The sequence below is a fragment of the Streptomyces hokutonensis genome (genome assembly GCF_000376565.1).
Lineage (GTDB): Bacteria > Actinomycetota > Actinomycetes > Streptomycetales > Streptomycetaceae > Streptomyces > Streptomyces hokutonensis.
Map to the genome: position 1 here is coordinate 115,519 of NZ_BARG01000006.1, position 12,866 is coordinate 128,384.

General features: G+C 69.6%; 14 protein-coding genes and 1 pseudogene. 5 read left to right on the forward strand and 10 right to left on the reverse strand.

Annotation, left to right across the window (positions count from 1 at the left end):
* Positions 1–27 precede the first annotated feature (27 nt).
* Positions 28–780: an MBL fold metallo-hydrolase gene (locus SSP08S_RS02080; RefSeq protein ID WP_019065915.1), complete on the reverse strand. Its 753-nt coding sequence runs from the start codon at positions 778–780 to the stop codon at positions 28–30.
* A 214-nt stretch (positions 781–994) separates the two neighbouring features.
* Between SSP08S_RS02080 and SSP08S_RS02085 the strand changes: the two genes are divergently transcribed.
* The 3 genes from SSP08S_RS02085 to SSP08S_RS02095 all read left to right on the forward strand — a co-directional run bounded on the left by SSP08S_RS02085 (position 995) and on the right by SSP08S_RS02095 (position 2,415).
* Complete coding sequence (locus SSP08S_RS02085; protein WP_019065916.1) at positions 995–1,420, forward strand: type II toxin-antitoxin system PemK/MazF family toxin; 426 nt, start codon at positions 995–997, stop codon at positions 1,418–1,420.
* Positions 1,421–1,509: 89 nt separating this feature from the next.
* Positions 1,510–2,028: a hypothetical protein gene (locus SSP08S_RS02090; RefSeq protein WP_019065917.1), complete on the forward strand. Its 519-nt coding sequence runs from the start codon at positions 1,510–1,512 to the stop codon at positions 2,026–2,028.
* A gap of 54 nt (positions 2,029–2,082) precedes the next feature.
* Positions 2,083–2,415 (forward strand): hypothetical protein, encoded by a 333-nt coding sequence (locus SSP08S_RS02095; protein WP_019065918.1) that lies wholly within the window; start codon positions 2,083–2,085, stop codon positions 2,413–2,415.
* Between the two features lie 18 nt (positions 2,416–2,433).
* Here SSP08S_RS02095 and SSP08S_RS02100 read toward each other — a convergent pair whose 3' ends face one another.
* The 7 genes and pseudogenes from SSP08S_RS02100 to SSP08S_RS64745 all read right to left on the reverse strand — a co-directional run.
* Positions 2,434–3,384 carry a PLP-dependent cysteine synthase family protein gene (locus SSP08S_RS02100; RefSeq protein ID WP_019065919.1) on the reverse strand — a complete coding sequence of 317 codons (951 nt, stop codon included), beginning with the start codon at positions 3,382–3,384 and terminating at the stop codon, positions 2,434–2,436.
* Positions 3,385–3,390: 6 nt separating this feature from the next.
* A complete protein-coding gene (locus SSP08S_RS02105; RefSeq protein WP_019065920.1) occupies positions 3,391–3,669 on the reverse strand; it encodes a MoaD/ThiS family protein in 279 nt (92 codons plus the stop codon).
* Between the two features lie 98 nt (positions 3,670–3,767).
* On the reverse strand, positions 3,768–3,863 hold the full coding sequence (locus SSP08S_RS64420) for a putative leader peptide (protein WP_019065921.1): 96 nt from the start codon (positions 3,861–3,863) through the stop codon (positions 3,768–3,770).
* 88 nt (positions 3,864–3,951) lie between these two features.
* Positions 3,952–4,995: a LacI family DNA-binding transcriptional regulator gene (locus SSP08S_RS02115; RefSeq protein WP_019065922.1), complete on the reverse strand. Its 1,044-nt coding sequence runs from the start codon at positions 4,993–4,995 to the stop codon at positions 3,952–3,954.
* Between the two features lie 35 nt (positions 4,996–5,030).
* Positions 5,031–5,459 (reverse strand): M67 family metallopeptidase, encoded by a 429-nt coding sequence (locus SSP08S_RS02120; RefSeq protein WP_019065923.1) that lies wholly within the window; start codon positions 5,457–5,459, stop codon positions 5,031–5,033.
* Positions 5,460–5,537: 78 nt separating this feature from the next.
* Positions 5,538–6,962, reverse strand: a complete 1,425-nt coding sequence (locus SSP08S_RS02125; RefSeq protein ID WP_019065924.1) for an amino acid permease — start codon at positions 6,960–6,962, stop codon at positions 5,538–5,540.
* A gap of 316 nt (positions 6,963–7,278) precedes the next feature.
* Positions 7,279–7,359: pseudogene (locus SSP08S_RS64745) on the reverse strand (ATP-dependent Clp protease adapter ClpS); the annotation flags it as partial.
* 80 nt (positions 7,360–7,439) lie between these two features.
* On the opposite strand from SSP08S_RS64745, the gene SSP08S_RS02130 reads away from it, so the two are divergent.
* Positions 7,440–8,786, forward strand: coding sequence for a nicotinate phosphoribosyltransferase (locus SSP08S_RS02130; RefSeq protein WP_019065925.1), 1,347 nt, complete (start codon positions 7,440–7,442; stop codon positions 8,784–8,786).
* A 115-nt stretch (positions 8,787–8,901) separates the two neighbouring features.
* Entirely contained in the window at positions 8,902–9,486 is a 585-nt protein-coding gene (locus SSP08S_RS02135) for an isochorismatase family protein (protein ID WP_019065926.1), read from the forward strand.
* A 202-nt stretch (positions 9,487–9,688) separates the two neighbouring features.
* On the opposite strand, the gene SSP08S_RS02140 is transcribed toward SSP08S_RS02135, so the two are convergent.
* Both SSP08S_RS02140 and SSP08S_RS02145 read right to left on the reverse strand, forming a co-directional pair.
* Positions 9,689–10,036 carry a hypothetical protein gene (locus SSP08S_RS02140; protein WP_026178113.1) on the reverse strand — a complete coding sequence of 116 codons (348 nt, stop codon included), beginning with the start codon at positions 10,034–10,036 and terminating at the stop codon, positions 9,689–9,691.
* A 135-nt stretch (positions 10,037–10,171) separates the two neighbouring features.
* Complete coding sequence (locus tag SSP08S_RS02145; RefSeq protein ID WP_019065928.1) at positions 10,172–12,514, reverse strand: immune inhibitor A domain-containing protein; 2,343 nt, start codon at positions 12,512–12,514, stop codon at positions 10,172–10,174.
* Positions 12,515–12,866 lie beyond the last annotated feature (352 nt).

Here is a 12,866-nt window from a genome sequence, read left to right on the forward strand (position 1 = left end):
CTGCCGAAGGATTCCGCGGCGCGGACGTCAGATGTCGTACGACGCCCTCGGCGCCGCCAGTTCCACCGGGCCGGCGAAGACCTCGCGGGCGTCGGCCAGGTTGGCCTGGGGGTCGGTCCACGGGGGGATGTGGGTCAGGACCAGGCGCCGGGCTCCCGCCCTGGTCGCCGACTCGCCCGCCTCGCGGCCGTTGAGGTGGAGGTCGGGGATGTTCTCCTTGCCGTGGGTGAACGCGGCCTCGCACAGGAACAGGTCGGTGTCCCGGGCGAGTTCGTCCAGGGATTCGCTGACGCCCGTGTCACCGGAGTAGGTGAGGGACCGGCCGCCGTGCTCGACGCGGATGGCGTAGGCCTCGACGGGGTGGCGGACCCGCTCGGTGTGCACGGTGAAGGGGCCGACGTCGAACGTGGACGGCTTCACCGTGTGGAAGTCGAAGACCTCGCTCATCGAGGACGCGGTGGGGGTGTCGGCGTAGGCCGTGGTGAGTCGGTGCTCGGTGCCCTCGGGGCCGTAGACCGGGATGGGGTCGCAACGGCCGCCGTCGTGGCGGTAGTAGCGCGCGACGAAGTACGCGCACATGTCGATGCAGTGGTCGGCGTGCAGATGGCTGAGGAAGATCGCGTCGAGGTCGTAGAGACCGCAGTGGCGCTGCAGCTCGCCAAGGGCGCCGTTGCCCATGTCGAGGAGCAGCCGGAAGCCGTCGGCCTCTACGAGGTAGCTCGAACAGGCCGATTCCGCGGACGGGAACGACCCCGAGCAGCCGACGACGGTGAGCTTCATAAAGCAGAAACCTCCGCTGGCGGATTACTTCTGGAGTTGGGGGACGGGGGTCGTGCGGTCCGTCGAGCGTAAGGCGCAAAAGGGCCGGTCGCTCCTCCGCCAAGGGCTGTTGTGGGGGAACTCACCTGTGGTGTCACCGGTTCGGCTGGAACCGGGGCGTGTGGGGTGTGCGAGAGGGCGCGCGGCCGGGATTGCGCGCCGGTAACGTCGTCGCATGGACAGGTTCTGGTGGCTCGCGCTCGCGGCGGTGATGTTGCTGGCGCTGGTCGCCACGCTGGTCGACGGGTGGGGGCGCGGGCGCCGCCCCGCACGGAAGGTGCGGGGGGACCGGCCGCGGCCCGCCGAGATCTGGTGGGCGAACGTTCCCTACGAGGATCAGCCGGGCGCGGCGAAGGACCGGCCGTGTCTGGTGCTCGCGGTGCGCGGGCGGACCGCGACGGTCGCGAAGATCACCAGCAAGTACCACGACGAGCGGGGCGGGGTGATCGCGCTGCCCCCGGGGTCGGTCGGGGACGCGCAGGGGCGGGCGAGCTATCTGGAGACCGCCGAGCTGCGGTCCGTGCCGGTGGCCGATTTCCGACGGCGGGTGGGGGTCGCGGACCCGGTGCTGTGGGACCAGGTACGGCATCTCGCGCGGTAGGCGCGTAGGGCGCAACGACCGCTGATTGCACGGCAATTGGGGTGGTGTGCGAAGGGGGCGAACGCCGGTGTGCGGGGATACTGACCCGTATGACGGACTGGCTCGTACTCGCGGGTTGCCTGGTGGTCGCGTGGCTGGCGTGGGGTCTCGACAACCGCGCGCGTGACGCTGTCGAGGACGCCCGGCTGAAGGCGATCCTGGCCCAGGAGCGGAACGACGTCCGCGTCGAGCCGGATGCCGTGGAACGGCTGGGGCCGGCGGGCCTGGTCTGGCTGAACGGCCAGGACCCGTCAAGGATGAGAGAGGGCGCGGTGGCCGGCCTGGTGGCCGCTGGTCTCCTGCGCCGGGCGTCGCCCGACGGACCCGGCAGGCAGCGTTGGATCGCTCGCGGCAGGTTGCCCGAGACCGCCGACCCGTTCGAGCGCGAACTGTGGACCGCGGCGCTGCCGCCGCATGTGCGCGACCCTGCCTACTCCCGCATCCACCTGGAGGGCGAGTACTTGTCGGACCTGGTGATCCCGAACTCCTGGCACCTGCTGGAGGAGGCGAAGGCGCGGCTGATCAGCGAGGGCTATCTGCGGGACCGGTCCGAGCGCGTGCCCGGCTGACCGCCGGCCCGGGGCCGTTGGTCGACCATCGCCGCGGCGGCGACGGTACCGGCGGTGGCCGTGCTGCTCCTCGACCAGGCCTGGATCCGGGCCGCGCTGGCGCTGGTCATCGGTGCGCTCACCGTACTGCGGGCGCTGCCCGGCGGTCGGTTCACGCCGGGGCCGATGCCACCCACGACCGCCAAGGGGGACGAGGTGCTCAGGATGGCGTTCGAACGGTACGCGGAGCTGGATCCGGCCACGCGCCCGGCGACGGAGCCGTACGACCCGGGCCAGGTGCGGATGGCGGTCGCGCTCTACGGCCTCGCGGTGCTCGACCACGTCGACGCGAGGATGAAGGGCGACCGGGGCCGTGAGGCGGTCGTCTCCTGGGGCCCCGGGGAGTGACCGCCCGGGGCGCTCGGATCAGGCCCAGAGCTGGCCCTGGAGGGTCTTGATCGCTTCCTCCGTCGTCGCCGCCGTGTACACGCCCGTCGACAGGTACTTCCAGCCGCCGTCCGCGACCACGAACGCGATGTCCGCGCTCTCCCCCGCCGCCACGGCCTTCCTGCCCACGCCGATCGCCGCGTGCAGGGCCGCGCCGGTGGAGACGCCGGCGAAGATGCCCTCCTGCTGGAGGAGTTCGCGGGTGCGGGTGACCGCGTCGGCGGAGCCGACCGAGAAGCGGGTGGTGAGGACGGAGGCGTCGTAGAGCTCGGGGACGAAGCCCTCGTCGAGGTTGCGGAGGCCGTAGACGAGGTCGTCGTAGCGCGGCTCGGCGGCGACGATCTTGACGTCCGGCTTGTGCTCGCGGAGGTAGCGGCCGACGCCCATCAGGGTGCCGGTCGTGCCCAGGCCCGCGACGAAGTGGGTGATGGACGGGAGGTCGGTGAGGATCTCCGGGCCCGTCGTCGCGTAGTGGGCGCCCGCGTTGTCCGGGTTGCCGTACTGGTAGAGCATCACCCAGTCCGGGTGCTCGGCCGAGAGTTCCTTCGCCACGCGTACGGCCGTGTTGGAGCCGCCCGCCGCCGGGCTCGGGATGATCTCGGCGCCCCACATTCCGAGCAGTTCACGGCGTTCCTGCGAGGTGTTCTCGGGCATCACGCAGACCATGCGGTAGCCCTTGAGCTTGGCGGCCATCGCGAGCGAGATGCCGGTGTTGCCGGAGGTCGGCTCCAGGATCGTGCAGCCGGGGGTGAGGCGGCCGTCCTTCTCCGCCTGTTCGATCATGTGCAGGGCCGGGCGGTCCTTGACGGAGCCGGTCGGGTTGCGGTCCTCCAGCTTGGCCCAGATGCGGACGTCGGTGGACGGCGAGAGCCGCGGCAGGCGCACCAGAGGGGTGTTGCCCACCGCAGCCAGCGGAGAGTCGTAACGCATCGACGATCAGGCCATACCGCCGGCCACGGCCGGCAGGATCGTGACGCTGTCGCCGTCGGTCAGCTTGGTGTTGATGCCGTCGAGGAAGCGGACGTCCTCGTCGTTCAGATAGACGTTGACGAAGCGGCGCAGCTCGCCGCCGTCGACGATGCGGGCCTGGATGCCCGCGTGCCGGGTCTCGAGGTCGGCGAAGAGCGCGGCGAGGTTCTCACCGGCACCCTCGACGGCCTTCTCGCCGCCGGTGTAGGTGCGGAGGATGGTGGGGATGCGGACCTCGATGGCCATGGCAAGGGGCTCCTGTCGGAAGCGGGAGGGGTCGTCTGGTGTCGGTGGGCACACGTCTGCTTGCCGCGGCGCACGGCCTGTACGGCGACAGCGCGCTGTCAACAGATGGCGCTGTTCAGCCTGCACAGGTCGACGTGCAGCCGCGCCACGAGCAGCGTGCCCGGCGCCTTGTCGCTCACGTCGAGAAGAACCATGGGCTCATCGTATCGATTCCCGGTCCGGGCCCCGGTAGGTGATCTCACAATTCGGACGAAATTCATTCGGGGGCTGAGACGGCGCAGCTCAGGCGGACTGCCGTACGACCAGCCGGGTGGGCACGATCGCCGACGGCAGGTCCTCCCCGCTGTCCTGTTCGGTGCGGTCGAACAGGAGCCGGGCCAGCAGGCGGCCCATCTCGGCGACGTCCTGGTGGACGGTGGTCAGCGGTGGGTCGGTCGACTCGGAGATGGAGACGAGGTCGTCGAAGCCGACCACGGCCACGTCCTGCGGGACCCGGCGCCCGCGTTCGCGCAGGGTCTGGAGGGCGCCGGAGGCCATGAGGTCGGAGGCGACGAAGACGGCGTCCAGGTCGGGGTGGCGGTCGAGCAGCGCGGCCATGGCGTCGGCGCCGCCCTGCCGGGTGTAGTCGGCGCGTTCGACCAGGTGGGGCGCGGTGTCCGGGAGGGCGTCCCGGTAGCCGGCGAGCCGGTCGGCGGCGGAGTGCTCCTGGTCGTAGGGGCCGGTGACCGTGGCGATGCGCTGCCTGCCGAGGGCGAGGAGGTGGCGGACGGCCAGTTGGGCGCCGCCGCGGTTGTCGCCGTCGACGTAGGCCTGGCCGCGCACGGGATCGCCGTCGCACAGGAGGGGTCGGCCGCCGAACACGGCGGGCAGGGCGAGCCGGTCGACCATCTCGGGCATCCGGTCGCCGGGGCGCAGCGAGAACAGGATCGCGCCGTCGACATGGCCGCCGCCGAGGTAGTCGGCCACGCGCGCGTAGTCGTCGGGTTCGTCGACGAACAGCAGGACGGCCTGGGCGCCGTGCCGGGCGAGTTCGGAGCGGATGCCGCGCAGCAGGCAGTCGAAGAACGGGTCGAGGAACAGCCGGTCCTCGGGCTGCGCGGCCACGACCGCGACGGCGCCGGTGCGCCGGGTGACCAGCTGCCGGGCCGCCTGGTTGGGCACATAGCCCAGCGCGGAGATCGCCTCCCGGACCCGGACCGCGACCTCCGGACTCACCTTGGGCTCGCCGTTGACCACCCGCGACACCGTGGACTTCGAGACCCCCGACCAGCGGGCGACATCCTCCAGCGTGGGGCGCCGCGCGTTCGACCGCTGCGTCAACACCATCTCCGTCACGGCGAGTTGGGCTGTTGCGTACGCGGTCAGTATGCCTCTACGACCTTCACGTCCTCCTCCGTGATCTCGCCCTCCACGATCCGGTAGGAGCGGAACTGGAAGGGGCCGGCGTCGTCGGTGTCGGCGGTGGAGACGAGGACGTAGTGGGCGCCGGGCTCGTTGGCGTAGGAGAGGTCGGTGCGGGAGGGATAGGCCTCGGTCGCGGTGTGGGAGTGGTAGATGATCACCGGCTCCTCGTCGCGGTCGTCCATCTCGCGGTAGAGCTTCAGCAGGTCCTGCGAGTCGAACTCGTAGAACGTGGGCGAGCGGGCCGCGTTCAGCATCGGGATGAACCGCTCGGGGCGGTCCGTGCCCGCCGGGCCCGCGACGACTCCGCACGCCTCGTCGGGGTGGTCCGCGCGCGCGTGCGTCACGATCTGGTCGAAGAGGGTTTGGGTGATGGTCAGGGTCGACATGGTCGTCAGGATATGCAGAAGGGCCGCCCGCGTACCGAGTGGTGGTACGGGGCGGCCCATATGCCGGGATCCGGTGGGTCAGCCGACCTTCTCGAACTCCGGCTCGCGGCGCTCGGTGACCTGCGGGTTGCGGGCCTTCAGGGCGAACCAGCCGGCGGCCAGGGCGAGGGTCCAGCCCGCCATGACGTAGAGGCAGACGCGGGAGTCGGGGTCGTAGGCGATGAGACCCGTGACGAAGAGCAGGAACACGATGGCCACGTACGAGAACTTCGCGCCGCCCGGGGCCGGGAAGGACGAGGCCGGGAGGCGGCCCGCGTCGACCGCGCGGCGGTAGAGGACGTGGCTGATCAGGATCATCAGCCAGGTCCAGATGCCGGCGGCGGTGGCCACCGAGGTGACGTAGCCGAAGGCCTTCTCCGGGACGACGTAGTTGAGGACCACGCCGATGCCCATGAAGGCGACGGAGACGGTGATGCCGAGGGCCGGGGTCTTGGACGCGGAGAGCCTGCTGAAGGCCTTCGGGGCCTCGCCGTTGTCCGCGAGGGTGCGGAGCATGCGGCCCGTCGAGTACATGCCCGAGTTGCAGGAGGACAGGGCCGCCGTCAGGACCACGAAGTTGACGATGCCCGCGCCCGCCGGGATGCCGATCTTCGCGAACGCCTCGACGAACGGGCTGACGCCCGGGGCGAATTCGGTCCACTTCACGACGCAGAGGATGACGGTGAGGGCGCCGACGTAGAAGAGGGCGATGCGCCAGGGGAGGGTGTTGATCGCCTTGGGGAGGGTCTTCTCCGGGTTCTCGGACTCGCCCGCGGTGACGCCGACCAGCTCGACGGCGAGGTAGGCGAACATCACGCCCTGGAGGGTCATCAGGGAGGAACCGATGCCCTTGGGGAAGAAGCCGTCGAACTGCCAGAGGTTCGCTACGGAGGCGGTGTCGCCGGCGCTGCTGAAGCCGAAGGTGAGCACGCCGAGGCCGATCACGATCATGCCGATGAGGGCGGTGACCTTGACCATCGAGAACCAGAACTCGATCTCGCCGAAGAGCTTCACCGAGATCAGGTTGGCGACGAAGAGGATCACCAGGAAGGCGAGCGCCGTCACCCACTGGGAGACGGACGGGAACCAGTAGTTGACGTAGATGGCGGCGGCCGTGAGTTCGGCCATGCCGGTGACCACCCACATCAGCCAGTACGTCCACGCGGTGAAGTAGCCGAAGAACGGGCCGAGGAACTCGCGGGAGTACTCCGCGAAGGAGCCCGACACCGGGCGGTACAGGAGCAGTTCGCCCAGGGCCCGCATGATGAAGAAGATGATCACGCCGGCCAGGGCGTACATGAAGATGAGGCTGGGTCCGGCCTTGGCGATGTTCGCCCCGGCTCCCAGGAACAGCCCGACGCCGACGGCGCCGCCGATCGCGATCATCTGGACCTGACGGCTGCCGAGCCCGCGCTCGTACCCCTCCTCGGGGGCCTTGTCCGTCTCGACCTGAGCGGAGGTCATGTGTGGTGCGCCTTTCTCCGAATCCCCCCATGGACTGGAGCTGCCCGGCCGAGGTCCGTCGGCCGCATGGCGAACCCGGCGGGACATGGGTGGCGTCCGCCGGGCGGTCGTGAAGATCTATCACGGTCGCAAGCGTGATCGACGGGGACTTTTGTGGCGCACACCACAGGAAGAACCGGACAAAAATGAGCGACGACCAGCATTCCTGGCCGCCGCGGTGACGCGATCGTTATTTGGATTTGAGCGTCCGCTGAGCGAACGGGACGGGACGCTTCGCTGGGAGTGGGGGGGTGGGGGTTGTCGGTTTGCTGCGGCGCGGACGGGGTGGCCGACGGGGCTCCTCCGCCGACTCGGTGCGTTCGATCTCCAGGGGTGCGGGTGACGTCACAGCGCCCATGCTGCCACCAGAAGGGGGTGCCCGCACAAATGGGCCCCACAAATCGTCAGAGTGACGAGATGGGAGTACCATCCGTTGCCATGAACACAGCGGACCTTGGGCTGCCGGTGGACGTTCCCTCGACGGCGCTCTTCACCGACCACTACGAGCTGACGATGCTGCAGGCCGCCCTCAAGGCGGGTACGGCCGACCGGCGTTCGGTCTTCGAGTGCTTCACCCGGAGGCTGCCCGAGGGCCGCCGCTACGGCGTCGTCGCGGGCACCGGACGCGTCCTGGACGCGGTGGAGAACTTCCGCTTCGACGCCGACGTCCTCGGCTTCCTGCGCGAGCGGAACGTCGTCAACGAGGAGACCCTGGAGTGGCTCGCCGCCTACCGCTTCAGCGGTGACGTCTGGGGCTACCCGGAGGGCGAGGTGTACTTCCCGGGCTCGCCGATCATCCGCGTCGAGGGCTCCTTCGCCGAGTGCGTGCTCCTGGAGACCGTGATCCTCTCCATCCTCAACCACGACTCCGCGATCGCGGCCGCCGCCTCCCGCATGGCCTCCGCCGCCGGCGACCGCCCGCTGATCGAGATGGGCGCCCGCCGCACCCACGAACTCGCCGCCGTCGCCGCCTCCCGCGCCGCCTACGTCGGCGGTTTCGCCACCACCTCCGACCTCGCGGCCGGCTTCCGCTACGGCATCCCCACCGTCGGCACCTCCGCCCACGCCTTCACCCTGCTCCACGACAGCGAACGCGACGCGTTCCAGGCCCAGGTGGACTCGCTCGGCCGCAACACCACGCTGCTCGTCGACACGTACGACGTCACCGAGGCCGTCCGTACGGCGGTGGAGGTCGCCGGGCCCGAACTGGGCGCCGTCCGCATCGACTCCGGTGACCTGCTGCTCGTCGCGCACCGGGTGCGGCAGCAGCTGGACGAGCTGGGCGCCGTCAACACGAAGATCATCGTGACCTCCGACCTCGACGAGTACGCCATCGCCTCGCTCGCGGCGGCGCCCGTGGACGCGTACGGCGTCGGCACCCAGCTGGTGACCGGCTCCGGGCACCCGACCTGCTCCATGGTCTACAAGCTGGTCGCGCGTGCCGAGTCCGCCGACCCGAAGGCGCCGCTGGTGCCGGTCGCCAAGAAGTCCAGCGGCGGCAAGACGTCCATCGGCGGCCGCAAGTGGGCCGCACGGCGGCTGGACGGCGACGGGATCGCCGAGGCCGAGGTCATCGGCACCGGGCCCGTCCCCGCCGAACTGGCCGAACGGCAGCTCCTCGTCGAGCTGGTCAAGGGCGGCGAGGTCGTGGCCCGCGAACCGCTGGACGTCGTACGGGACCGGCATGCGGCGGCGCGGGCCAACCTGCCCCTGTCCGCGACCCAGTTGTCGCGCGGAGAGGCCGTCATTCCTACGGAGTACGTCCAACTGCGCTCGGGTAGTTAAGACCCGCCACTTACGTCCCGCCGGTTAAGACCAGTACGAAAATCAGGAGTGCGCCCTCCCGCGGTGGCGCCGAAGTCTCTAGGCTCGAATCTCACTCTCCGCGAAGGACACCACCATGCGCCGCGCCTTGATCGTCGTTGACGTGCAGAACGACTTCTGCGAGGGAGGCAGTCTCGCGGTGGCCGGCGGTGCCGACGTGGCCGCCGCCGTGACCGAGCTGATCGGGCAGGCGCCCGCCGGCTACCGGCATGTCGTGGCCACCCGCGACCACCACATCGCGCCCGGCGGCCACTTCGCCGACAACCCCGACTACGCCCACTCCTGGCCCGCGCACTGCGTCGCGGGCACGGAGGGGGTCGGGTTCCACCCGAACTTCGCGCCCGCGGTCGCCTCCGGCGCGATCGACGCCGTCTTCGACAAGGGGGCGTACGCGGCGGCGTACAGCGGGTTCGAGGGGCGGGACGAGAACGGGGTCGGGCTCGGGGACTGGTTGCGGGCGCGGGAGATCGACGAGGTGGATGTCGTCGGGATCGCCACCGACCACTGCGTGAAGGCGACCGCGCTGGATTCTGTGCGGGAGGGGTTTCGTACGCAGGTGTTGCTTGATCTGACGGCCGGGGTGGCGAAGGAGACGACCGACCGCGCGCTGGAGGAACTGCGCGCGGCCGGGGTGGAGTTGACTGGGAAGCCGGTCGTCTGAGTAGTTCTCTTTCCGCGAGCCGGTGGGGGCTGGTCGCGCAGTTCCCCGCGCCCCTGAAGGGGCGCTGCAGCCGTCGCCCCTATGCAGGCGCCGCGGGCCTTCGCAACAGTGCCCTGAGCGTTGTCAGGGGCCTCGTGCCCCGTTAGGGGCGCGGGGAACTGCGCGACCAGCCCCCACCGCCCCGCAGACAACGCACAACCCCTCAGGCCGCCGCCGGAGGCCTCCGCAGCAGCGCCTTGATCGGGTGCCACAGCTCGTGCGGCAGTTCCGCGCCCGGGGTCACGACAGCGTTGTCAGGGGCCGTGCGCCATATCAGGCCGTCGGGGTGGTGCAGGACCGCGGTGATCTCGTCCGGGGTCGGTGGTTCCGCGTTGCCGCGCAGGTAGACGGCCCGCATGCCGAGGTTGCGGAGCCGGGTCAGGGCCCGGGCGCGGTTGCGGGCGTGGACGAGCACGCGGACGCAGCCGTCGCCCTGGGCGGTGGGTCTTGGCAGGTTCAACGCCACCACCACGCTGCCTGTGGGCAGCTTGCAGAAACCTCCTGCGGACAATGCGGTCACACCCCCGTGCGGGTCGAAGTCGAGGTCGGTGTCAATAAGCCAGGCACAGGACGCACCTAAACACGGATCGGCGGCGACCCGCCAGGGGGTCACCGCCGATACGTCTCTGACCTGCGCTTTTACCGACTACTTCGCCGAGGGGCCGACCTGGAGGCTGATCGTCGAGCCGTTCAGCGACTCCTTGACGATCTTGATCCGGGTGTTGGTGTCAGTGATCTTGACACCGGCTGTCGGGTTCGACGTGTCGTAGTAGGTCGACCTGCCGTCGTCGAAGACCGGCACACCGCGCTGCGACTTGATCTTGGTGGCGACGTCGGCCTTGTGCAGCGTGACCGAGTCCGTCCGGTACAGGCTGAACGGCGAGTCGTAGGCCTGGATGCGGTTGCGCATCAGCGTGCCGTCGGACCACTTCAGCTGCGTCGGGTGCGAGTCGATCGGGAGGATCAGACCCTCACCGGCGTGCTGGCTGGTGTTGTCGTCCGACTGCGAGGTGTCCCACTTCCAGATCAACAGGCCGTTCTGGTAGGCGTAGTGCTCCACCCAGTCCGGACGGGTCGTCGAGAAGCCGAAGTTGTACGGGCCGACCTTCAACACCTTGTCGTACGACACGTACTGACGGTTCTCGGCGATGTAGTACTGCGCGTAGTCGTCCGTGAAGGACGCGCCGATGCGCGAGAAGCCCTTCGCGGTCCACGCGGCGTCGGCGGACTCGGCGTTGTCGGAGAAGAGGGCGGCGCCGTCGGCGGTCACCGTGATCTCGTCGGCCGCGAAGCCCTTCTGGGCCACGCCGCTGTCCGTCTGGTAGCGGAAGCGGACGTCGATCTTCTGGCCCGCGTAGGCGTCCAGCGGGTACGTCAGCTTCTGGTACGCGGCGGCCGTGCCGGTGAGGGCGGGGTTGCCGCTGCCGTCGCGCGGGATGGCGGTGCCGTCGGCGAGCTTGCCGTCGATCGGGGTCCAGGTCGCGCCGCCGTCCTTCGACACCTCGGTGTAGAGGAAGTCGTAGTCCTGCTCGGCGTCGTACCAGCCGTCCAGGGTGAGCGCGGCCGACGACTTGCCGGTCAGGTCCACCGTGCGGGAAAGGGTGTTGCTCAGGTCGTTGCCGCTGCCGCTCCACCACTGGGTGGCACCCTGCGCCGGGGTGACCACCGTCGTGGTGACCGCCTTCTCCGGCAACTGCACCACCAGGGCCTGCGGGTTCTTGGTGTTGTACTCCGCGACGCCCAGCGTGTGCTTGGACTTGACGCCGGCCTTGGCCACGTCGTAGTCCAGCCAGCCCAGTTGGAGCTTGTCCCAGGCGTTCATGTCGCCGGGCAGGTCGCCGATGGCCTCCTTGCCCGTGCCGAGCCAGGAGCCGGACGACATCAGCGTCCAGAAGCCGGTGGAGTTCTCGCCGCCCGCGGTGTCGTACTCGTCGGGCAGGCCGAGGTCGTGGCCGTACTCGTGGGCGTAGACGCCGAGTCCGCCGTTCTCCGGCTGGATGGTGTAGTCGCCGACCCAGACGCCGGTGTCGCCGACCTGGGTGCCGCCGAGCTTGTTGGTGTCCGGTCCGGTGGAGCCGGCGTCGGTGCCGAAGGCGTACCAGCGGTGGGCCCAGATGGCGTCCTCGCCCTGCGCGCCGCCGCCCGCGGACTCGTCCTCGCCGGCGTGCACGATCTGGAAGTGGTCGATGTAGCCGTCGGGCTCGTTGAAGTTGCCGTCGCCGTCGTAGTCGTAGCGGTCCCACTGGTCGAACTGGGCCAGCTCCGTCTTGATCTCGGCGGCCGTGTCGCCGGCGGCCTCGCGCTGGGCGACCCAGGCGTTGACGCCGTCCTGGACCGCGTACCAGGCGCCGGTGGAGGCCTTGTTGGAGCCGTAACGGGCCTCGTTGTAGGGGACCTTGACCCAGTCGGTGACCTCACCGTCGACCGAGTAGCGGCCCGAGGACTGCTTCTCGTAGTACTTCTTGAGCGACTCGGTGTTCTTGCCGGTGCCGAAGTACAGGTCCTGGAAGTGCGCCTGGTTGTAATCCGCCTGCCAGGCCGTGGAGTTGTCCTTCGTGCGGTCCGGCGCGGCTATCTGGTTGTGCAGCGGGCCGACGGTGCCGCCGTAGCGGCTGTCGACCTGGTCGCCGAACTCGACCAGGATCGTGAAGATCTTGTCGGTCTTCTCCCGGCTCAGTTCGACGTACTTGCTCTTGCCGCCCTTGCTCTTGAGCTGGACGACCTTCGAGCCGTTGCGGTCCTTGACGGACGCCTTGCCGGCTATGACCTCGTTGAGGGCCTCCTGGCGCTGGGCGTCCTGCGTCTTGCTCAGCGGGCCGTCGAGGTCGTGCTCCTTCTGCGCGACCGGCGCGGGGTCGTGCCGGTCGACGGCTGCGGACTCGGCCGAGGTGTTGGCCTCCGCCACGGCGAACGTCGAGAACGTGGCGGTGGCCGCCGCGAGGGCGACACCTATCGCGGCCGCTCTGAACGTCCAGGGTCTGCTGGTCACTTGATGTCCTCCCCTGCGTACCCGACCGCGCGGAAGGGGGGGTCCTGGAAGTCATGGAAGGTCCGCGCGCGGTGTACGCGTGATAGTCAAGTGACGTTATTTGACTAGAGGTTTACGAGAAAAGACAGACCTTGACTTGAGCAGGACAAGTGCACTATGCGAAGCAGGGGTCCGTTTTACGGACACCTGGGGCTTACTCGTGCATCGCTCAACAGGCGCGCGGGTCCGTCCACTTCGTGGACGGTATGACTCCGTGCGCCCCCCATGCTCCGGAGCCGTGTGTTAGGTCACGCTTACTGCGCGTTCCACTCGGGCATGCAGGCGAATAGAGTCGATTGGCGGATCGCCCGGA